The sequence below is a fragment of the Butyrivibrio sp. DSM 10294 genome (genome assembly GCF_028539135.1).
Taxonomy (GTDB): Bacteria; Bacillota; Clostridia; order Lachnospirales; family Lachnospiraceae; genus Butyrivibrio.
Genome location: NZ_JANSWL010000060.1, coordinates 27,740 through 46,901, shown reverse-complemented (window position 1 = coordinate 46,901; position 19,162 = coordinate 27,740). Strand labels below are relative to the sequence as shown.

Here is a 19,162-nt window from a genome sequence, read left to right as displayed (position 1 = left end):
AGGTTTATTGAGTCGTAGGTGTAGACCAGGTCCTGCTCAATCTACAGATACTGTTTGTAGTGTACCATTCTTAAACAATTATGCCTATCATTTTCAGAACATTTGTTCAGATGTTACTTTCTGTCCCATGAACCTCGCTCCATTACTGTCATTTCGGAGGATTAGCAAATATTCGTCTTTTTTTTCTTTGTTTTGTGTGTATAATAGGACTAAAATTAATTCTGTGTTCTAAATTTCTTAATCAATTTTCCGGAGGTATGTTAATGAGAAAAAAAGTATCTGTTGTACTGGCCCTGGCCATGATCGTCTCAGGACCTGCTGCTGCGCAGTTCACTGTAAGCGCTGCGGAAGAAGTCCTTTTAGAGGACTCGTACGTCCTGTCCGATGAAGACGAAACTGTCCTATCCAATGAGGACGACTTTATTCTATCCGATGAGGATGACTCCATTCTATCCATCGAAGATGAACCCTCCCTATCCGATGAAGAGATATCTCTGACCTATGGCGAAGATAACTCTTTGGACTTAGAAGAAGACTCCCTATCCCTCGATGAAGAAGAAATAACTTGGGACTTAGAGGAGGAAAAAGAAGAAGTAACCGCCGTAAAGATGATCATCGAGGATGGCATGGTCCAGCCCATGGTCAAGTATTCCGAGATTGCCGACGGCTACACGAATAAAAACAGTGATATCCTTCGTTTTGCAGTATACGTGGAAACCGATTATGACACCGACGAAGATGGCAAAAAAGATCTTGTTCAGGCAGTAGTCCAGGTTCCCAAGGCCGCTGCGGAACAGAAATACGATGCTCCCACCATATTTGAAGCCAGCCCTTATTTTGCAGGCACCAGTTCTGATCTCGGTCTTGCTGACGAAGACCCGACAATTCCCCAGGGAGCTTCAGCGGACGAAGTGGGAAATTGGAACGAGTCTTCTTTGTATGATACTTCTGCCGGAGCAAGGCGCACCTATAATGCAAGCGATATAATCAGTTCCTCTGCACTGGCAGGCAGAGATGACGAAGCAGCATTTTCATCTCATAACTGGTTCTACAATTACCCTGATGCTCCCAAAAACTCAGGTTACTTTTACAATAGTCTGACAGGACATGACTACTTCCTTATCCGAGGTTTTGCCGTTGTCGAATCGGCGGGCCTTGGAACCAAAGGTTCTGAAGGTCTTGAAACCTGCGGAAGTATTGCAGAAGTTTCTGCCTTCAAGAACGTTGTGGAATGGATCAACCATAAAGAAGGAAGACATGCCTTCGCCGACAAAGCCGGAACCATTCCCATTGAAGCAGACTGGTCCAACGGCAGAGTGGCCATGAGGGGCTGTTCCTACAACGGCACCATGGCCTATGAGGTTGCTGCCACAGGCGTTGAAGGTCTTGAGACTATAGTTCCCGAAGCCGGAATTGCCAGCTGGTACGAATATAGTAATACTCAGGGTGTTTCCCACTATGCAGACAACAGGTATACCAGTTTTCTTGCAGCCGGTTGTGCCAGCAGATTCTTCACACCTGCCCCTTCGGAGGCAGAAGCATCCGCTGCCTGGGCAACGCTAAGAAGCCTGTGTTCCAAGCTTTTTGGCTTCTTTAACATCGCCCAGGAAAAGCTGGCCGGTCACTACGGTCCTTACTGGGAATCCAGAGAGTACTCTTATTCCGACAAGATTCACATCCCTGCCCTTATAGTTACGGGACTTAACGACTATAATGTCAATGCCAAACAGGCCGACCTTATGAGACAGGCCTTTGAAAGAAACAGTCAGGATGTCAGAATGATCCTTCACCAGGGTGCCCATGAGACCCTTGAGACCATCATGATAGATGGAATGTTCTACGAAGAGATTCTGAACAAATGGTACTGCCACTACCTTCTTGATGTAGACAACGGCATGCCAAATGATCTTCCGCCTGTATATGTTCAGAGTAATGTAAACGGTGATTTCCTAAGATATGACAAGTGGTACGGCGATGAGGCCTTAAGCTATGATTTCGCCAACAGTGAGGAGTTAACTCTTCTTCATCCAGACGCAGCTGATCCTGCCCAGCCGGAAGAAAACACCGAAGAGCCCAATCCCGAATATCATGACGGTTACAGTGACATTATGATGTCAGGCGATGACCCTTATTTCACCATGGAGGACTATATCAGCGCCCTGGGCATTGAAGCCGATGCTCCTAAGGCCAATGAAGAAAACGGCCTCTACTGGGAATCACTGGTAAAAAGAGTTCCCGAAGAGATCACCCTTCAAGGCAAAGCCACAGTTACCGTCAAAGCCAAGGTACCCACACTTCCCGAAGAGGGTAAGCGAATGGTCCTTGGAGCCTTCCTCTATGACATATCCGACACTTCCTTCCCTGCTTATAACCTGGAATCTGCCAATATCAGCAGATCGCTGTATCTATACGAAGGAATCTACAGAGGCGATGGAATACCCCATAATAATATCGAGACCTTCAAGCAGACACCTGTAAAGAAGAAACTCATCACCAAGGGTATGATAGATCTGGGAAGCCCCAACGCCGGCTATTATCCACGGACTGCAACCCAGGGAAGCATATCAGCTGATACCTATTATGATTACACCATACACATGATTCCAACGGTATATACGATCCAGCCCGGACATTATCTGTGGCTCTATCTCATCCCGGGTATGGACGGCATAGATTCCGATGTGGACATCATGTTAAGCAGTAACGCAGGATCTGTAAGCATACCGGTAAAAGAGATTCCGGAAGCCTTTACCTCTAACGACGGCTTCACTGAGGAATGTACAGAAGATCCGTCCGGCAAAAGAATCGTTGAAAAAGTTAACGGTCAGGAAGTTGCTGTTAAGATCGTCGATGTCAACAACAACATAACTACGGTATCCTCAAAGCTATGGATAAAGAATCTTTTCCCGGAATATACTTATCTGGGCGTACCTGTGACACCTCAGATAGATGTCTATGACGGCACACAGCTTCTTAACCCGGAAAAAGATTATAAGATCACCTACTCAAATAACACCAAACCCACTGAGATAAGTGGCAAGGACAGCAAGCTTACCATCACCTTCAAAGGTGACTACTCCAAGACCCAGCCCGTAGTTCAGACCTATAGGATCGCGAAGGCCTCCCTATCAGATACCGCCGAGGAGTCCGATGTTGTTGCCCTTGATGCCACAACTGCCTACATAGGAAAGAGCATCAAGCCTGTTCCGATATTAAAATACAACTGTGACGACGGTAAAGAAATAAGTGCAAGCACTTTCAAATTAAGTTATCTCAAGGAAGGCGCCTCAGAAGCAGTAACCGCTATAGCTGAAGCCGGTGAGTACACAATTATCATCGAACCCAAGGATGCAAAATCCTATTTTACCGGCAAAATGACTGCCCATCTCAGTGTTATAAATGATAAAAATAAGCTGCTTCAGAATGCCAAGGTGACCTTTACTCCAAATACCTACGCCTACACCGGCAAGGCAATTATCCCTGAGACAGGGACCTACACACTGCAGCTTAAGCTTGACGGAAAGACACCCACAACCCTCACCGAGCGTTCTGATTACACAGTAAGCAGCGTCAGAAACAATACTGAACCGGGAAAAGCTGAGGTTGTCTTCAACGCCGTAGAAGGAAATGACAAGGGACTTACCGGCAGCGTAACCGCAACCTTCACTATAAAGAAAGGCAAAGACCTTAGTTCTCTTGCAGACAACGAGATCTACTATGAGAATTATGTCAGATACTCAAAGAGCGGTGCTACACCATCCTGGGTAATCCTGTATGATAACGGAGTACTCCTGGAAAAAGGCAGAGATTACACCATAAGCTATAAGAACAACAAGAGCCTTACCCCTTCCGATGGTAGCAAAAACGCCAAACTCATCATCAAAGGAAAGGGAAAATACAAGGGAACCATAACCCGCGACTTCACTGTTGTCCGCTGCCCCATCGACGATATGACCGTCAGAGTTAAGGATAAAGTTATCCCCGCCAAGCTTCCGACGAAGGGAAAAGGTTATGAGAATCCTCAGATAACGATCACAGACCCTCAGGGCAAAAAGCTTAAGGCCGGTACTGAATATAAGATTGAAGCCTATTTGACTGACAATGGATCAAATTCCTATTCTCCAATGACCGAAGATGGGAAAACATGCCTCATTATGGTGACGATATCCGGCCTCGGCAATTACTGCGGCGATAACTTCGGCTATTATATGTACTACGACAAAAAGAATGACCTCAGTAAGGCTACGGTGTGGAAGAGCATAAGTCCTAAGACCTTTGACGGCAATCCCACAGAGCTCACCTATTCCGATCTGCATGAGATGTTTGCCACCGGAACCAAGAAGAACCCCGGTACTTATCTTGAACCGGATACTGATTTCGTGGTGGAGGAATACAGGAACAATACAAAACCCGGCACCGCCAGCGTTGTACTCAGAGGAAGAGGTATCTACGGCGGCACCAAAACACTCAAATTCACCATCAAGCCTAAGGAGCCAAAGACCTTCCTTGGCATATTAAATAAGCAATAACAATGCCATTCTTCTAGTTTTTCACAGATTAACAGAATCGTAGGTATAAACCAGATCCTGTTCGATCACAAAATCATCCTCCAGATATTCGGGCAAGGCATGTTCCTTGCCCAGAAGTCTGGTGGTGCACATAGAGGCCGTCGCTCCTGCGCTTAGGGGATCCTCTGGCTCATTCCTATCATCCGCCAGATAGGACCCAACCCCCAATATCATTATCATTGCCAAAAATACAAGTATAAAAGTATATACAAAAATCATCATTATCCGTTTTCTCCAAGCTGTTTTCCCATAAATCCGTCTATTCTTATCCTAACGTTATACATCTTCTCCCTGATGATCGGGAGTCTCTGTTCAAATCCGTAAGCTGCAACGCTCTGAATCTCACCGGCTGAAGCGATTCCAAATGCCAGAACAAAGGATACCGCTGCAGAAGCAAGGGCCACTTTCACACATCCCCTTATCTTTCTAAGCTTCTTTTTCCCCGGATAACTCCTAAGCTCAGCCGCAACTTCACTGACGTCCTCGAATCTGTCCTCCCTGTCGGGTCTGGTACATTTATCAATAATCTTAAGAAACTCCGGGGATATTCCCTTTACTCCTCCGGCTTTGTAGGCAAAAACCATCTCATCATCCCTTGGATCCACGCCGGACACAAGCTGCAGCATAGTCATTCCAAGGCAGTATATATCTGTTCTCTTGTCAGTCTGTCCAAGATTACCGTACTGCTCAGGTGCGGCATAGCCAAGGGTCCCCAGATTGGCTGTATCAGCCCTGTCGCTTTTTCTGTAGAGCCTTGCGGTTCCAAAATCAATCAGAGACACCTTGCCTCCCGGACCTATTACAATATTTGAGGGTTTCAGATCCCTGTAGATCACAGGAATCTTCTTGGAATGGAGATATCCAAGAATATCTGTAAGTTTAAGGGCTATATCGGCAGCTTCCTTCTCGGTAAAAAGCCCCTTTTGCAATATCTTCTTTTCGGCGCTGACACCGGGCATATATTCAAGTACCAGGTAGCCACCCTGATATTCTATAAACTGTGGTATCCCGGGGTGGTTTAAGCCCCGCAGAATCTGCGCCTCGTTCTCCAGGCTCTTTTTGGCAGCGCAGTAGTCCGGGCCTTCCGAAGCCTTGATCCTCTTGATAGTGACCTTCCTGCCGCCGCTGTCTCTGGCGAGAATGGCAGTGCCGTTGCCGCCCTCCCCCAGAGTCTTAATCTTCATGTATTTTCCACGGTTCATGGCTGCCCTCCTAGAATTCCAGGCACATGGCCGCTACCAGAATATTGTCCTTCTCATCCCGCTCCTGAACGGTGTCGATGAGTTTGCGGCACTGATGCATCATATCTTCGTCAGTCAGGCACATCTGAGGGCACAGCCTCGTATACAGTTCCTGTCCTGTGATCTTGCGCCAGAGTCCGTCTGTGCAGGCTATCACTGTGGTATTTTTGTCAAAAAAGCCTTTTCCTACCTGAGGCGTCGGCGGTGTATGCGAGCCCACGCATTGAAGAAGTACGCTTCTCTTATCCTCATCAATGTCATCCACGTCAGTTGCATGTCCCATATCCACCATGCGCTGAGCAAGGCTCTGATCCCGAGTAAGCTGCACCACGTCACCGTCCTTGGTGTAATAGATCCTGGAATCACCGATATTCATAAACATATAACGGTTCCCCACCTGCAAGAGAGCAGTCAGTGTAGTCCCAAGGCTGATACCTCTGTGCCTTCCGTATCTTCTGATATCGCCGTTGATCTTGGCAATCAGCCTGTTCCAGGAAGTCTCTGCAGTCTCCCAGAACCTCTCAAGGCTCATGTTCACCATAAGCACCAGTTCCTCGTGGAACCAGGTCTCAAGTGCTCTTATTGCCTTGCAGCTTGCAACCTCACCCTTTGGAAGTCCGCCCATACCGTCACAGACTGCAATAAGCGCTATCCTTCCAAAACTCCTTGAATTAGCTACCTTCACCAGTGCCGCATCCTGATTGATTTTGCGATGGTCACCGGCATCCGTACATATACATGCCTTCACATTCATAAAAAAATCCTTCCTTCCAAAATCAAGTAAGTACAAATCAACTTCCAAAATGGGAATTGTTGCCCGAAACGGGCTGTGATAACAAAAAAATAAGGACTGTGTCTTAGACACAGTCCATTAATACTATAATCCAATTTAGTTGTCAATAAGTTTTTGGAGGACCTCAATGCCCTTTTCAAGCTGATTGTCCATCTTATTCTCGGAATCAACGGAATCGGGATCGTACTCCACCTCAACGTCAGGATCAATACCTATTCCGTGGATGTTTACGCCGCTTGGGGTGTAGTAGCTGCTTACTGTAAGCTTGACTGCAGTGCCGTCCTTGAGATTGATGATTCTCTGAACGATTCCCTTGCCATAGGTTGTTGTGCCCACAAGAGTTGCCTTCTCATAATCCTTAAGGGCTCCGGAAAGAATCTCAGAAGCGCTGGCAGAATACTTGTTGACCAGAACAACTACCGGAATATCTATCTCATGCTTGCCGTCACAATCATAGTTCTCTCTGTGACCGTCTCTGTCCATGGTATAAACAATGGTGCCCTTTGGAAGGAGCTGACGTGCTATATCGCAGACAGTTGAGAGGTTTCCTCCGGGGTTACTTCTAAGGTCGATTATAAGCCCCTTGATGTCATTGCCTCTAAGCTCGGCCATTCCCTCTACAAACTGATCATAGGTAACATCGTCAAACTCAGTGATCTGAAGGTAGCCGATGTTGTCATCAAGAAGTCTTGTATTAACGGTTGGAACCTCAATCTGGGCTCTTGCAACGTCAATCTCAAGATTATCGCTGTTAGTTCCTCTTACAAGTGTCAGATGCACGGTGGTACCTTCAGGTCCCTTGATCATATTGACAACCTCTTCAAGGGTAAGACCCTGGGTTGAATTCTTGTCAACCTCATAGATGATATCATCAATGGCAAGACCCGACTCCTCAGCCGGAGTTCCGGGAATAACACCTGCTATTCTTGGCATTCCGATGGTGTTATCAAGGCTCACATAGGCGCCGATGCCGTAGTAAACACCCTGGGTATCGCTCATGAGCTTAGCCAGTTCTTCCTCTGTGTAGTATACGGAGTAAGGATCTCCGAGGGAATCAAGAAGGCCCTTGTACATGCCGTTTCTCACATCCTCTATGTCAACATCGGTCTTGTAATAGTTGTCGTCAATGGTTTTCTTCAAAAGATCTATCTTGTCCTGAGTTGCCTTATCAAGAAGTTCCTGGGATGAAGCGGTTTGTGCCCCCTTCTTCATGGAACCTGCTGCATTCAGAAATACATAGGCCCCCGTCAGCACCAGACAGGCACATAAAAAGCCTACAAGAAGGCCGACTGCAAATTTGCGGCCTCCGTTGTCCTGATTGTTTACATCATTATTGTTCATATCCATTTCTCATAATCTCCTCATTATTTCAGATAATTCCAGGGACTTGTGTAGGCGCCGTTGAGACGTACACCAAAATGCAGATGGTTACCTGTAGATCTTCCTGTAGATCCCACCGCTGCGATCTTGGTTCCCGCTGTCACATCCTGTCCCTTGGAAACATACAGAGCGGAGCAGTGCATGTAAATCGTATATAATCCGCCTCCATGGTTGATCATTATGTAATTACCCATGGATGCTTCATAGGCTGCGGCCACAACTGTTCCCTGATAAGCCGCAAGAACAGGGCTGCCTCCGGGAGCTGCCAGGTCTATGCCGTTATGCATCTTCTCAATTCCGAGAGTGGGATGTATTCTCATTCCGTAGTTGTCGGAAATTCTGGTGTATTTGGGGCAGGGCCAGGTGAACATACCGCCGTCATAAGTATATTTGCTGTAAAGGGCTGCCTTGTCAGCCGCAACCTCTTTTTCCAGAGCTGCGATCGCTGCATTCTCAGCCTTGATCTGGGCTTCATACTCGGCGATGGCCGCTTCCTTGTTGCTGATATCGGCATTAACGTTGTTTAGCTCTGTGGTCTTGGCACTTAAAAGACTCTCAAGATTGGCCTGTTCCTCTTCGCTGGAAGCCTTCATGGCATCAAGAGTCTCTTTTTCCTCCTCAAGAGCCTGCTTGGTAACTCTGATAAGGTCCGTGGTGGCAATGTACTCATTGAGCTTGTTTCTGTCATACTCAGAGAGCATCTCTATATACTCAGCCTTGTTCAGCATATCCGCAAAAGTGCCGGACTCAATAAGAAGCTCCACATAAATGATGTTCCCCTTCTCGTACATGAACTTGATTCGCTTCTTCATGGCCTCGTACTGGTTCTGCTGGGTGATCTCAGCCTCCTCAAGTTCCCGTGTGGTCTCATCTATTTGAGCTTCTTTTTCGGTTATCTGCTCATTGAGGGAATCGATCTTGGCCTGAATGTCGGACAACGATGAGTCAATCTGTTTGATATAAGCGTTCAGATTGGACTTGTTGGTCTCAAGATCCTTCTTAAGCTTCTCAAGATTGGTCTTGGCATTCTTAAGGCTGTCGCGCTCTTTTTTGGAATTGGCGATCTGATTCTCCTTCTGCTTGATACTCTCCTCGGTGACTGTAGCCCCTGCCCTGATGGAGGGTCCGGCCACTGCTGTCAGAAGGACTGCAACAAGAAACAGATTCAGTATTCTTTTTGATAGTCTCTTCAAATGTATGTTCAAAACAAAGAAATTCCTCTTTTACTCTTTATACATGCAGATGTCTTCTTACGGTCACAAAGCTGCCGAAGAAGCCGATTCCTATGCCGATTATCAGTGATATAGGTGTAAGCTTGTTGAAAATAACACCAACCGGCAGGAATTTAAGGAGTGAGCTCAGCACCGTAAATTTGGAAATAACGTATTCAATTGCATGTGTATAAACAAAGTAAATGATCACAAGAGGAATAAGTGATCCGATGATTCCGATGAGAATACCCTCAACAACGAAGGGAGCTCTTACGAAAAAGTCGGTAGCACCTATGTACTTCATGATGTTGATTTCGTCTTTTCTGACGGAAATACCCATGGTTACGGTATTGCTGATAAGGAAGATCGAAACCAGAAGAAGTATCAGGATAATTCCTGCAGATACATAGGCTATCAGCTTGTTGATACCGCTCAAGGTGGTGGCTGTTACTTCGGAGCGGTTAACCTCTCTTACAAGGGTTATGGACTCAATGTAGGTTACAAGAGCCTGCTGCATCGACACATCGTTGAGATAGATCTGCAGGTTGGCTGAATCCGCAAGGGGGTTCTCCGTGAAGCCGTCGGCGTACTCACCAAGATACTCCTCCTTGAAGCCTTCCCAGGCTGCGTCTGCGGAAACGTAATCAATCTCTCTAACCTCCGACCTCTTCTCAAGGTCGCTCTTAACTGCCAGAATCTCCTCTTCGCTGGTTCCCTCGTTAAAGAAAACCGTTACGGAGACGCCTTCCTCTGCAGTCTTAACCACGTTCTGGAAATTTGTAATGATTGAATAAAATATACCGAAAAGGAAAAGGCAGGCACTGATGGTGGCTACAGAAGCCAGTGTGTACCACTTGTTTCTTCCAAGATTCTTGAATCCCTGTCCTATGGTATAAAAGAAGCTACTAATCCTCATCGATGTACATACCCTCTTCCTCGTCCTCTATGATGACGCCTTTCTTCATGGTGATAACTCTCTTCTTCATGGCATTGACTATCTCTCTGTTGTGGGTTACCACAATGACGGTTGTGCCATTCTCGTTGATCTGTTCCATGAGCTTCATGATTTCCCAGGAATTATTGGGATCCAGGTTACCGGTGGGCTCGTCCGCCAAAAGAATGGCAGGCTTATTGACCAGAGCTCTTGCAAGGGCAACTCTCTGCTGTTCGCCTCCTGATAACTGACTTATTTTATTTTTGTATTTGCCGGCAAGGTTAACCGTTGCCAGTATTGATGGGACGTTTCTCTTGATCTGACTGCCCGGAACCTGAACGATTCTCTGGGCAAAGGCTACGTTTTCATAGACATTTCTGTCCTTGAGAAGACGGAAGTCCTGGAACACGATTCCGAGATTTCTTCTGAACTTGGGAATCTTCCTGTGTTTGATTCTCCTGAGATTGTAGCCGAGAACTGTGATCTCTCCGTCGGTGGGCACAAGCTCGCGAAGAAGGAGCTTGATAAGCGTGGACTTACCGGATCCGCTGTCACCTACGATAAATACGAACTCCCCCCTCTTGATGTGAAGGTTGACTCCGTTCAAGGCCGGTGCACCCGTAGAATAAGATTTGGTCACGTTCTCCAGCGTGATGATCTCATCCTCGGGTATCTGCCTGTTATTTCTTCTTTTTCTGTAAACTCTTTCCATAAATCTCCCCCAAAAAGTTCCTGGTAATATACGCATGACTCCGCTTCGCTTACGTAAATCTCTCCATATACTTCATGTATCTGACAACCATAAGCGCGATCTTGAAGGTTATGGCATCATCAAACACTCGAAGGTCAAGGCCTGTGCTCTTCTGAAGCTTATCAAGTCTGTAGACAAGAGTGTTTCTGTGTATGAATAACTGTCTGGAGGTTTCCGAAACGTTAAGGCTGTTCTCGAAGAACTTATCGATGGTGGTAAGTGTTTCCTGGTCGAAGTCATCAGGATTTCTGCCCCCGAAAATTTCCTTGATGAACATCTTGCAAAGAGGAATGGGCAGCTGGTAAATAAGTCTTCCTATGCCCAGCTCGCTGTAACAGATCACCTTGCGCTCATCGAAGAAAATCTTGCCTACATCAAGGGCCATCTTGGCTTCCTTGAAGGAACGGCTGACCTCTTTGATCTCACCTACAACGGTACCGTAGGCAATTCGTACGCCTGAAAGACCTTCCTTCTCAAGCACAGAGAGCATCTCCTCTGCAGCCTTGCTGATATCTCCGGACTTGCCGAAGTCGCTTACGTCCTTGACCACGATCACGTTGTCCTCGTCAACCTCGGTGACAAAGTCATTGCCGTTGCCGAAGTGAGTTCTTGTAAGCTCCAGAGCGTTGTTGTCACGGCCGTTCTCAGACTCAATGATCATCGCGACTCTCTTGGCGTCGGTCTGAATGTGCAGTTTCTTGGCTCTGCTGTAAATATCAACCAAAAGCAGGTTATCCAGAAGCAGGTTCTTGATGAAGTTGTCCTTGTCGAATCGCTCCTTGTAAGCCACCAGAAGGCTCTGGATCTGATAAGCGATCATCTTGCCGAGCATATAGGTGTTCTCACCGCTGCCTGTGCAGATAAGGATATACTCAAGCTGCTGCTCGTCGTAGATCTTGAAATACTGATAGCCCTGAATTTCCTGGGAATCAGCGGGAGAGCTGACAAAATCCCTGGCCACTGCAGATACGGCTCCCATATCCGAGGTGGTGGATGCCACTTCCTTACCGTCAAGGTCTAGAACGCAAAGATCAACATGGGCAATGGTCTTAAGCCCGTCAATTGTATTCTGGAGAATCTGATTGGAAATCATCTTTCACTCTTTCCGCAGCCGCATAGGACTGCTAATAATAAAAACTATAGACATTTTAATATAAATACACAAAAAAATCCACCTTTATAAAGGCGTTTTTTGTATATTTTTTTGATTTCCTCGTCAAAACCACCAAAAACAGCCTTCGCTTTTTGTAATCATGGATGTTTATGCGATATAAAGTTTTACGAAAATGAGTCGATATATTTATAGATAAGGAATAATCTGGTTTTCGCACCGGCCCCTTATAGGCCCGCATGGTGCAGAGTACAAGGAGGTGCTTATGGATATTCCTGCTGTATCAATGGCGCTTGCTCAGAACAAAGTAATGAATGACTTTGGTGTTGCAATGCTCTCAAAGAGTCTGGATAACATGGAAAGCGCAGGAGCTGCAATGGTTAATACCATCGAGGCTGCTCCGGCCCCTTCACTTGATCCTAATCTTGGGAACAATATTGACATCAGGGTATGAGTAGAGTAGTGGCCAACTATTAATTGGGGGCCAGTCCTCATCAACAAACTGTGAACAACATAGTCTTCCGTTAATCTTAGAAGTTCACAATTTGTTAATGGGGACTGGCCCCCTTATCGGCGTTAGCGTTATTTTTTCTCTATTGCACTTTCCTTTATCTCTATCAGTCCCTGCTTAAGGAGACGTCCAACGGCTCTCTTAAACTCGTTCTTGCTCATTCCGGTCTTTTCACGGATAAGCTCGGGAGATGCCTTGTCGGTAAAAGGAATCTTACCGCCCTGCTTGTCCATCATGGCAAGGAGCTTGTCTGCATCGGTATCCATCTGAAGATAGGCCTTCTCACGAAGACTTAAGTTAAGCCTTCCGTCCTCTTTAACCGAAGCAACTCTTGCATTGACGCTGTCGCCTATCTGAATATTGCCGTAAAGCTCTTTCTTGGGAATAAGTCCCGAATAAATATCATCAACCGCAACGAAGGCTCCGAAGTTATCGCTCATCTCATATACTGTGCCGATAACCTTGTCATCCTTCTTGTAAGGGCTCTCGTTCTTAAGATAAGGGTAAACGTTCATTGTCACGCAGAGTCTTCCGCTCTTATCCACATAAAGAGCACAGAGAACCTCTTCGCCCTTGTGCACCTTCCTGGTCTGCTCTCTGAAGGGTAAAAGAACGTCCTTCTCCAGGCCCCAGTCCATGAATGCACCGATTTTGCCGGTTTCCTTGACCTTGAGCACGCGCACATCCCCTAGCATGATCTTGGGCTGGGTAGTGGTGGCAATGGGTCTGTCATCGGAATCCTTGTAAATAAAAACTTCTATCTCAGAGCCAACCTTAATGCCGGCAGGTACCTGCTTCTTGGGAAGAAGGACCTTCTCCTCTTCCTTGCCGGGTTCTGCCACGTATACTCCGAAGTCTACTGTCTTAACAACTGTAAGTGTCTGTTTTGTTCCAATCTGAATCATAATTGTCTTCCGTCCTTTCGTTGGTAGCATGTCCCCATACATGCTGTTTACTTCTGTAGTTTATTGCTTTTTTCATATATATGATAAATGATTCTGCGAATCATTTTCAACGAATATTTATCTGGTCTTAAATTCCACAAGGCAGTAGGGCTTGCCCTCATGATTATTAAGGCTGATGGTGTATACTTTTCGAGCCGATTGCCTGTTTGTAACCACAACCGGATAAATTGTATCTCCAAGTCTTGCCTGCATTCTGTACTCAGCTCTCATGGAGGTGATATTCATATTCTTATCCGGAAGGCATTCCTTGGCCATTCTGACATATTGACCGTTGTTGACATGGTCATTGGTGTCAAGATGGTAGGTCCTGACCGTTATCTCTTCGCATTCCCTCCGATCCCCCTCAGAAGGCATAGCAATCTTACGGTCTGCGTAGTCCATGGAAAGCTTGTCACCGGTTGGATAGGTCTCTATCATCTCAGGCATTACTCTTGCCGGAACCTGCTTTTCAAAATCAAACAAAGTCCAAATGGAATTGGCAACTGCCAGCCTCTCGCCATCCTTCGTATCCATAAAAAAGTTCCTGAGACCGAACATGCCCTTCAACTCATAGGGAACGGTACCGATCACAACCTCTTCACAGAGCTTTGGAAGTCTCTTAACTTCTATCTGCCAGAAGTTCAAAACCCAGGCCACATTCCTCTCCTTCATAAACGCAATGTCTGCAGGTCCCTGCTGGGTCTGAAAGGTGGAGCAGTCCTGAAAATAATCTATCAGGGATTCCAGGGTCAAAATAGCATTTTTATCCACTTCACTGTATCTGATTCGGGAATCAAAGGTATACATGAGCGCCTCCTGTTACCTATAAAAAAAACGAGACTGATGAACCAGTCTCGTTTGAATTAACTGGGCTAGTAGGATTCGAACCTACGTAATGACGGAGTCAGAGTCCGTTGCCTTACCGCTTGGCGATAGCCCATCGACAAGATTGTATTATACGCACCTTTTTTTAAAAATGCAAGCACTTTTTTAAAATTTTTTTATTTTTTTAATAATAGGCTGTATATAGGGGACAGTCCCCATTAACAAATTGTGAACTTCTCAGATTATCGGAAGGTTTTGTTGTTCACAGTTTGTTGATGGGGACTGTCCCCTTAGTCGTTATCCTTCAAAAAGTAGATCCGCGTAAGTAGGGAACGGCCAATCATTCTTGGCAACCAGCATCTCCAACGCATCAGCAGGTGCTCTGAGGTTGTCCATTACAGGGCGAACATGATCCTTGTAATAAAAAGCCATCTTTCTGGGCTCAGTGATCTTTCTGGCCTTGGCTTCCTCAGCCTTGAGCTTCTCAAGGGCCTTCTTCATCTTGGTAAGCTCCTTCTGGATCTCAGTGAGCTCAGATACCTCAACAGTAGCATCTACGCCTGCTGCCTTGATCTCGTTCGCATCCTTGGCAAGACGTCCTGCGTACTTCATAACTGCAGGAATGATCTGCTTGGAAGCCATATCGATCATGGTGAGAGCCTCGATATTGATGGTCTTGGCATAGTTCTCGAAGATGATCTCCTGTCTGGAAGAGAGCTCTGTCTTTGTGAAGACACCAAATCTCTCAAAGAGCTCTACTGCCTTCTTGGAGGTCAGTGTATCTGCTGCCTCGATGGTGGACTTGATATTGGGAAGTCCGCGCCTCTCGGCCTCTTTTTTCCATTCATCGGAGTATCCGTCGCCGTTGAAAATAATTCTCTGATGCTCTGTGAGATACTTCTTGATAAGGTCGTGTACAGCCATATCGAAGTCATCGGCCTTCTCAAGGAAATCTGCTGCCTCGCAGAATGCCTCGGCTACGATAGTATTAAGTGTAGTATTGGAGCTGGCCATGGAATCCGAAGAACCAACCATTCTGAACTCAAACTTATTACCCGTGAAGGCAAAAGGTGAAGTACGGTTTCTGTCAGTGGCGTCCTTTTCAAACTGAGGAAGTGTTGATACGCCGGTCTTGAGCTTGCCGCCCTTCTTGCTGGACTTGGCTTCACCGGTCTCGATGAGCTGTTTAACAACGTCCTCAAGCTGCTCTCCGAGGAATACGGAAATAATAGCCGGAGGTGCCTCATCTGCTCCAAGTCTGTGGTCGTTTCCTACATCGGCAGCACTCTGGCGAAGGAGGTCTGCATGAGTGTCAACAGCCTTCAGAATGCAGGCAAGAACAAACAGAAACTGAACATTCTTGTTGGGTGTATCACCGGGATCAAGGAGATTAACTCCGTCGTCGGTGCAAAGTGACCAGTTATCGTGCTTACCTGAGCCGTTAACGCCGGCAAAGGGCTTCTCATGAAGAAGGCATCTCATGTTGTGATGCTCTGCAACACGCTTCATGGTCTCCATTATGATCTGGTTGTGATCTACTGCGATATTGGCAGTCTCATAGATAGGTGCGAGCTCATGCTGTCCGGGAGCAACCTCGTTGTGCTGAGTCTTATCGGGAACTCCGAGCTTCCACAGCTCCTTGTTGAGATCCTTCATGAACTCGCCGACATTCTCACGGATAACTCCGAAATAGTGATCCTCCATCTCCTGCCCCTTGGGAGGCATTGCACCGAAGAGAGTTCTTCCGGTGAAGATGATGTCCTCACGCTTCATGGACTTGTCCCAGTCGATAAGGAAATATTCCTGCTCCGGTCCAACGGATACGTTGACCTTGGTAGCTCTGGTATTTCCAAATAGCTTAACAATTCTGAGAGCCTGTTTGTTAACAGCCTCCATTGAACGAAGAAGCGGTGTCTTCTTATCCAGCGCTTCTCCTGTGTATGAACAGAATGCAGTGGGTATGCAAAGAGTAACTCCGGTGCCGGATTCCTTGAGGAAAGCCGGTGAAGTGATATCCCAGGTTGTGTAGCCTCTTGCCTCAAAAGTAGCTCTAAGGCCGCCTGACGGGAAGGAAGAAGCATCAGGCTCACCCTTGATCAGCTCTTTTCCCGAAAAAGCTGTGATCATCTTGCCGTCCTTGTCGGGACTTCCGATAAAAGCATCATGCTTCTCGGCTGTGATTCCCGTAAGTGGCTGGAACCAGTGTGTGTAGTGGGTTGCCCCGTGCTCAACAGCCCAATTCTTCATGGCATTGGCCACCACATCGGCGCTTGTCTTGGAAAGCTCTCCGCCTCCCTCAATTACGCTTACAACTTCCTTGTAAACATTCTTGGGAAGACGCTCTCTCATCTTCTCGATGGTAAAGACGTTCTCTCCAAAGATCTCTTCTACGTTAACTCTCTCTCCCATTATGCACCCCTTTGTACAAAAATTTTGATATGTAACGCTTTTTTATTTTAATCCGTCACAGTATACAACAACTTCAGAAAAAACTGTAGTGTTTTTTCTGAAGTTTGTATCGCGAATCATATATATCAGGTCTCGGATTCCATTCTGAGGATGTCATAAACCTCCGCAGGCTCTGACAATTCAACATATATCACCTGCTTGGAGTGAGGACAGGACTCAACGCTCTCTCCCTCTTCGTTATACATGGCCTTGACGGTTACCTTGACGTCGGTTCCGTCGGGCTTCATGATTTCTATATTGTCGCCAACGCAGAACTTGTTTCTCTGCTCAATCTTGGCATAACCTATGTTATCTATCTCTCCCACTATACCAAGATAGATGTATTCGTTAACATAGGTGTTGTTATCATATATCTGAGCATCTTCACTGGGCTTGCCAAAGTAAAAGCCTGTCGTGAACTGACGGTAGGTGCACTTGGAGATCTGCTCCAGATACCAGGGCATGTTCTGCCTGTACTTCTCCTCCGACTCAAAATAGTCATCTATTGCCTTCCTATAGGTTCTGGCAACGGTGGCAACATAGAGGGCTGTCTTCATTCTTCCCTCGATCTTGCAGCTGTCGACGCCGGCATCCACAAGCTCAGGAATGTGATCGATCATGCACAGATCCTTGGAGTTGAAGATATAGGTTCCTCTGTCATTCTCATATACCGGCAGATACTCACCGGGTCTCTTCTCCTCCACGATGGAATACTTCCATCTGCAGGGATGAGTGCAGGCGCCTTTGTTTGCATCTCTTCCTGTGAAGTAATTGGACAGAAGGCATCTTCCCGAATAGGAGATGCACATTGCTCCGTGAATGAAGCACTCCATCTCAAGATCCTCGGGTATTCTGGAAGTGATCTCCTTGATCTCATTAAGAGAGAGCTCTCTTGCGGCGACAACTCTCTTGGCTCCCAGCTGATGCCAGAAATTGTAGGTTTCATAGTTGGTATTATTGGCCTGAGTGGATACATGAATCTCTATCTCGGGGCAGATTCTCCTGGCCTTCATGAAGATTCCGGGGTCTGCGATAATAAGAGCGTCAGGCTTAAGTTCCTTGAGTTCATGAAGATACTTCTCAACTCCGTCCAGATCATAGTTGTGGGCAAGGATGTTCACAGTAACATGAACCTTAACTCCGTGCTCATGGGCGAAGGCTATTCCTTCCTTCATCTCCTCGGGGCTGAAGTTCTTGGCCTTGGCCCTGAGGCCAAAGGCATCGCCTCCGATGTATACCGCATCTGCGCCAAAAATAACAGCTGTTTTCAACACTTCCAGGCTACTGGCAGGTATAAGTAACTCAGGTTTTTTCATAATCTTTCTCCATTTCCAAACAAAGCTTACAGCTTGACAGACAGCGTCATTCCGTCTCCCACCGTAAGTATAACTGTATTAAGGGCCTCATTGTGTTTGAGCTCGTAGAGATACTCCCTCATCCTCGCATGGATCGTCCGGTCTCTCCTTGTAACTGCAAATCTGGACTCGATGACGTCGCCGTCCTGAAGGACATTATCCGACACCAGCAGTCCCCCTTTATTAAGGATTCTCAGACAATCCGGCAAAAAATTGATGTACTGCCCCTTGGCTGCATCCATAAAAATAAAATCATACCCCTCAGGCAGAGTCTTTAAGATCTCCAGTGCGTCCCCCTCAAGAAGTGTGATTTTCTTGTTTTTGTCATACCTATCAAAATTGTCCCTGGCTACAGGAATCCTCTTCTCATATTTCTCTATTGTGGTGATCCTGGTATCCGCACCGGAATACTCAGCCATAAGAAGGGCCGAGAAGCCGATGGCGCAGCCCACCTCCAGGATATTCACCGGCCTTGCCTGTGCCATTAAAAACTTAAGAAGTGCCTGTGTATCCTTACGGATAATAGGCACCTCATCCTTAATTGCTATTCTCTCAAGCTCATCAAGATAAGGAGCGTTCCCCGCATCCATTGAATTGATGAAAGCTTTCATTCTGTCCTGTTCAACCACCGTTTGATTCCTCTGTCTGTGCTGATTCCTCAGTCTCTGTCGATTCCTCGGGTTCCACTGCGGGAGTAGCCGCTGCGGCATCCTCATCCCCCTCCGAAACCGCTGACATTATCCTCAGCATCTCCTCCGGTGTCATAGCTGTGCTGAGCTCGTAGGTTCCGGGCTTCTCCATGCCGTGATACTCTGACAGAAGTTCCTGGAACCAGAAAAGATTCCTGTCGGTAATAAGGCCCACATCAGCCAGTTTCCTACCTATCTCCTTGGCACCGTCGCCCCTTCCTATGGTGACTGTAACAGTTCTGCCGGTTCCGGAAGAAACGGGAGTCTGGTTAAAAGTATGATAGCCGTAGTCATAAGCAACCTTGGCATATTTCATGATAAGCATAGCGATGACTACAATAAATACCACCTTGACGATGGTATCCAGAAGACCAAGGCCGATTCTTTTAATGCTCATATTG

The 19,162-nt window shown here is 46.6% G+C and carries 16 protein-coding genes and 1 tRNA gene; 2 read left to right on the top strand and 15 right to left on the bottom strand.

Going from position 1 to position 19,162, the window contains the following annotated elements; translation table 11 throughout:
• The first annotated feature begins 263 nt into the window (after positions 1–263).
• Positions 264–4,529: a CocE/NonD family hydrolase gene (locus NXH67_RS05205; RefSeq protein ID WP_272796667.1), complete on the top strand. Its 4,266-nt coding sequence runs from the start codon at positions 264–266 to the stop codon at positions 4,527–4,529.
• A gap of 21 nt (positions 4,530–4,550) precedes the next feature.
• On the opposite strand, the gene NXH67_RS05200 is transcribed toward NXH67_RS05205, so the two are convergent.
• The 8 genes from NXH67_RS05200 to NXH67_RS05165 all read right to left on the bottom strand — a co-directional run bounded on the left by NXH67_RS05200 (position 4,551) and on the right by NXH67_RS05165 (position 11,971).
• The gene (locus NXH67_RS05200; protein WP_022779360.1) at positions 4,551–4,790 is read right to left on the bottom strand and encodes a hypothetical protein; all 240 of its coding nucleotides are present in this window, start codon (positions 4,788–4,790) and stop codon (positions 4,551–4,553) included.
• Positions 4,790–5,770 carry a serine/threonine protein kinase gene (locus NXH67_RS05195; protein WP_272796666.1) on the bottom strand — a complete coding sequence of 327 codons (981 nt, stop codon included), beginning with the start codon at positions 5,768–5,770 and terminating at the stop codon, positions 4,790–4,792. Before NXH67_RS05195 ends, NXH67_RS05200 begins: the two co-directional genes overlap by 1 nt.
• Before the next feature lie 10 nt (positions 5,771–5,780).
• The gene (locus tag NXH67_RS05190; RefSeq protein WP_022779358.1) at positions 5,781–6,563 is read right to left on the bottom strand and encodes a PP2C family protein-serine/threonine phosphatase; all 783 of its coding nucleotides are present in this window, start codon (positions 6,561–6,563) and stop codon (positions 5,781–5,783) included.
• Positions 6,564–6,698: 135 nt separating this feature from the next.
• Positions 6,699–7,949, bottom strand: a complete 1,251-nt coding sequence (locus tag NXH67_RS05185) for a S41 family peptidase (RefSeq protein ID WP_022779357.1) — start codon at positions 7,947–7,949, stop codon at positions 6,699–6,701.
• A 17-nt stretch (positions 7,950–7,966) separates the two neighbouring features.
• Positions 7,967–9,175, bottom strand: coding sequence for a murein hydrolase activator EnvC family protein (locus tag NXH67_RS05180; protein WP_022779356.1), 1,209 nt, complete (start codon positions 9,173–9,175; stop codon positions 7,967–7,969).
• A 37-nt stretch (positions 9,176–9,212) separates the two neighbouring features.
• On the bottom strand, positions 9,213–10,109 hold the full coding sequence (gene ftsX, locus NXH67_RS05175) for a permease-like cell division protein FtsX (RefSeq protein ID WP_022779355.1): 897 nt from the start codon (positions 10,107–10,109) through the stop codon (positions 9,213–9,215).
• Complete coding sequence (ftsE, locus tag NXH67_RS05170) at positions 10,099–10,785, bottom strand: cell division ATP-binding protein FtsE (protein WP_026668795.1); 687 nt, start codon at positions 10,783–10,785, stop codon at positions 10,099–10,101. Before ftsE ends, ftsX begins: the two co-directional genes overlap by 11 nt.
• 103 nt (positions 10,786–10,888) lie before the next feature.
• Positions 10,889–11,971: a PucR family transcriptional regulator gene (locus NXH67_RS05165; protein WP_022779353.1), complete on the bottom strand. Its 1,083-nt coding sequence runs from the start codon at positions 11,969–11,971 to the stop codon at positions 10,889–10,891.
• Positions 11,972–12,254: 283 nt separating this feature from the next.
• On the opposite strand from NXH67_RS05165, the gene NXH67_RS05160 reads away from it, so the two are divergent.
• Positions 12,255–12,443, top strand: a complete 189-nt coding sequence (locus NXH67_RS05160) for a YjfB family protein (RefSeq protein WP_022779352.1) — start codon at positions 12,255–12,257, stop codon at positions 12,441–12,443.
• Between the two features lie 128 nt (positions 12,444–12,571).
• Here NXH67_RS05160 and NXH67_RS05155 read toward each other — a convergent pair whose 3' ends face one another.
• The 7 genes from NXH67_RS05155 to NXH67_RS05125 all read right to left on the bottom strand — a co-directional run bounded on the left by NXH67_RS05155 (position 12,572) and on the right by NXH67_RS05125 (position 19,158).
• Positions 12,572–13,405 (bottom strand): CvfB family protein, encoded by an 834-nt coding sequence (locus tag NXH67_RS05155; protein ID WP_022779351.1) that lies wholly within the window; start codon positions 13,403–13,405, stop codon positions 12,572–12,574.
• 117 nt (positions 13,406–13,522) lie between these two features.
• On the bottom strand, positions 13,523–14,251 hold the full coding sequence (locus tag NXH67_RS05150) for an acyl-[acyl-carrier-protein] thioesterase (protein ID WP_022779350.1): 729 nt from the start codon (positions 14,249–14,251) through the stop codon (positions 13,523–13,525).
• A 60-nt stretch (positions 14,252–14,311) separates the two neighbouring features.
• Positions 14,312–14,384, bottom strand: a tRNA-Gln gene (locus NXH67_RS05145).
• A gap of 182 nt (positions 14,385–14,566) precedes the next feature.
• Positions 14,567–16,678 (bottom strand): glutamine synthetase III family protein, encoded by a 2,112-nt coding sequence (locus tag NXH67_RS05140; RefSeq protein ID WP_022779349.1) that lies wholly within the window; start codon positions 16,676–16,678, stop codon positions 14,567–14,569.
• A gap of 125 nt (positions 16,679–16,803) precedes the next feature.
• Entirely contained in the window at positions 16,804–18,033 is a 1,230-nt protein-coding gene (locus NXH67_RS05135) for a peptidase U32 family protein (protein WP_022779348.1), read from the bottom strand.
• A 26-nt stretch (positions 18,034–18,059) separates the two neighbouring features.
• Positions 18,060–18,701 (bottom strand): O-methyltransferase, encoded by a 642-nt coding sequence (locus NXH67_RS05130; RefSeq protein WP_022779347.1) that lies wholly within the window; start codon positions 18,699–18,701, stop codon positions 18,060–18,062.
• Positions 18,694–19,158, bottom strand: a complete 465-nt coding sequence (locus tag NXH67_RS05125) for an endolytic transglycosylase MltG (RefSeq protein ID WP_022779346.1) — start codon at positions 19,156–19,158, stop codon at positions 18,694–18,696. The genes NXH67_RS05130 and NXH67_RS05125 overlap by 8 nt, the downstream gene beginning before the upstream one ends.
• Positions 19,159–19,162 lie beyond the last annotated feature (4 nt).

What these genes read in the sequence shown, in the direction of transcription:
- NXH67_RS05185 (WP_022779357.1), bottom strand. Translation starts at nt 7,949, where the DNA reads ATGGATATGAACAATAATGATGTAAACAATCAGGACAACGGAGGCCGC.
- NXH67_RS05160 (WP_022779352.1), top strand. Translation starts at nt 12,255, where the DNA reads ATGGATATTCCTGCTGTATCAATGGCGCTTGCTCAGAACAAAGTAATG.
- ftsX (WP_022779355.1), bottom strand. Translation starts at nt 10,109, where the DNA reads ATGAGGATTAGTAGCTTCTTTTATACCATAGGACAGGGATTCAAGAAT.
- NXH67_RS05155 (WP_022779351.1), bottom strand. Translation starts at nt 13,405, where the DNA reads ATGATTCAGATTGGAACAAAACAGACACTTACAGTTGTTAAGACAGTA.
- NXH67_RS05135 (WP_022779348.1), bottom strand. Translation starts at nt 18,033, where the DNA reads ATGAAAAAACCTGAGTTACTTATACCTGCCAGTAGCCTGGAAGTGTTG.
- NXH67_RS05205 (WP_272796667.1), top strand. Translation starts at nt 264, where the DNA reads ATGAGAAAAAAAGTATCTGTTGTACTGGCCCTGGCCATGATCGTCTCA.
- NXH67_RS05200 (WP_022779360.1), bottom strand. Translation starts at nt 4,790, where the DNA reads ATGATGATTTTTGTATATACTTTTATACTTGTATTTTTGGCAATGATA.
- NXH67_RS05165 (WP_022779353.1), bottom strand. Translation starts at nt 11,971, where the DNA reads ATGATTTCCAATCAGATTCTCCAGAATACAATTGACGGGCTTAAGACC.
- NXH67_RS05125 (WP_022779346.1), bottom strand. Translation starts at nt 19,158, where the DNA reads ATGAGCATTAAAAGAATCGGCCTTGGTCTTCTGGATACCATCGTCAAG.
- NXH67_RS05140 (WP_022779349.1), bottom strand. Translation starts at nt 16,678, where the DNA reads ATGGGAGAGAGAGTTAACGTAGAAGAGATCTTTGGAGAGAACGTCTTT.
- NXH67_RS05195 (WP_272796666.1), bottom strand. Translation starts at nt 5,770, where the DNA reads ATGAACCGTGGAAAATACATGAAGATTAAGACTCTGGGGGAGGGCGGC.
- NXH67_RS05150 (WP_022779350.1), bottom strand. Translation starts at nt 14,251, where the DNA reads ATGTATACCTTTGATTCCCGAATCAGATACAGTGAAGTGGATAAAAAT.
- NXH67_RS05190 (WP_022779358.1), bottom strand. Translation starts at nt 6,563, where the DNA reads ATGAATGTGAAGGCATGTATATGTACGGATGCCGGTGACCATCGCAAA.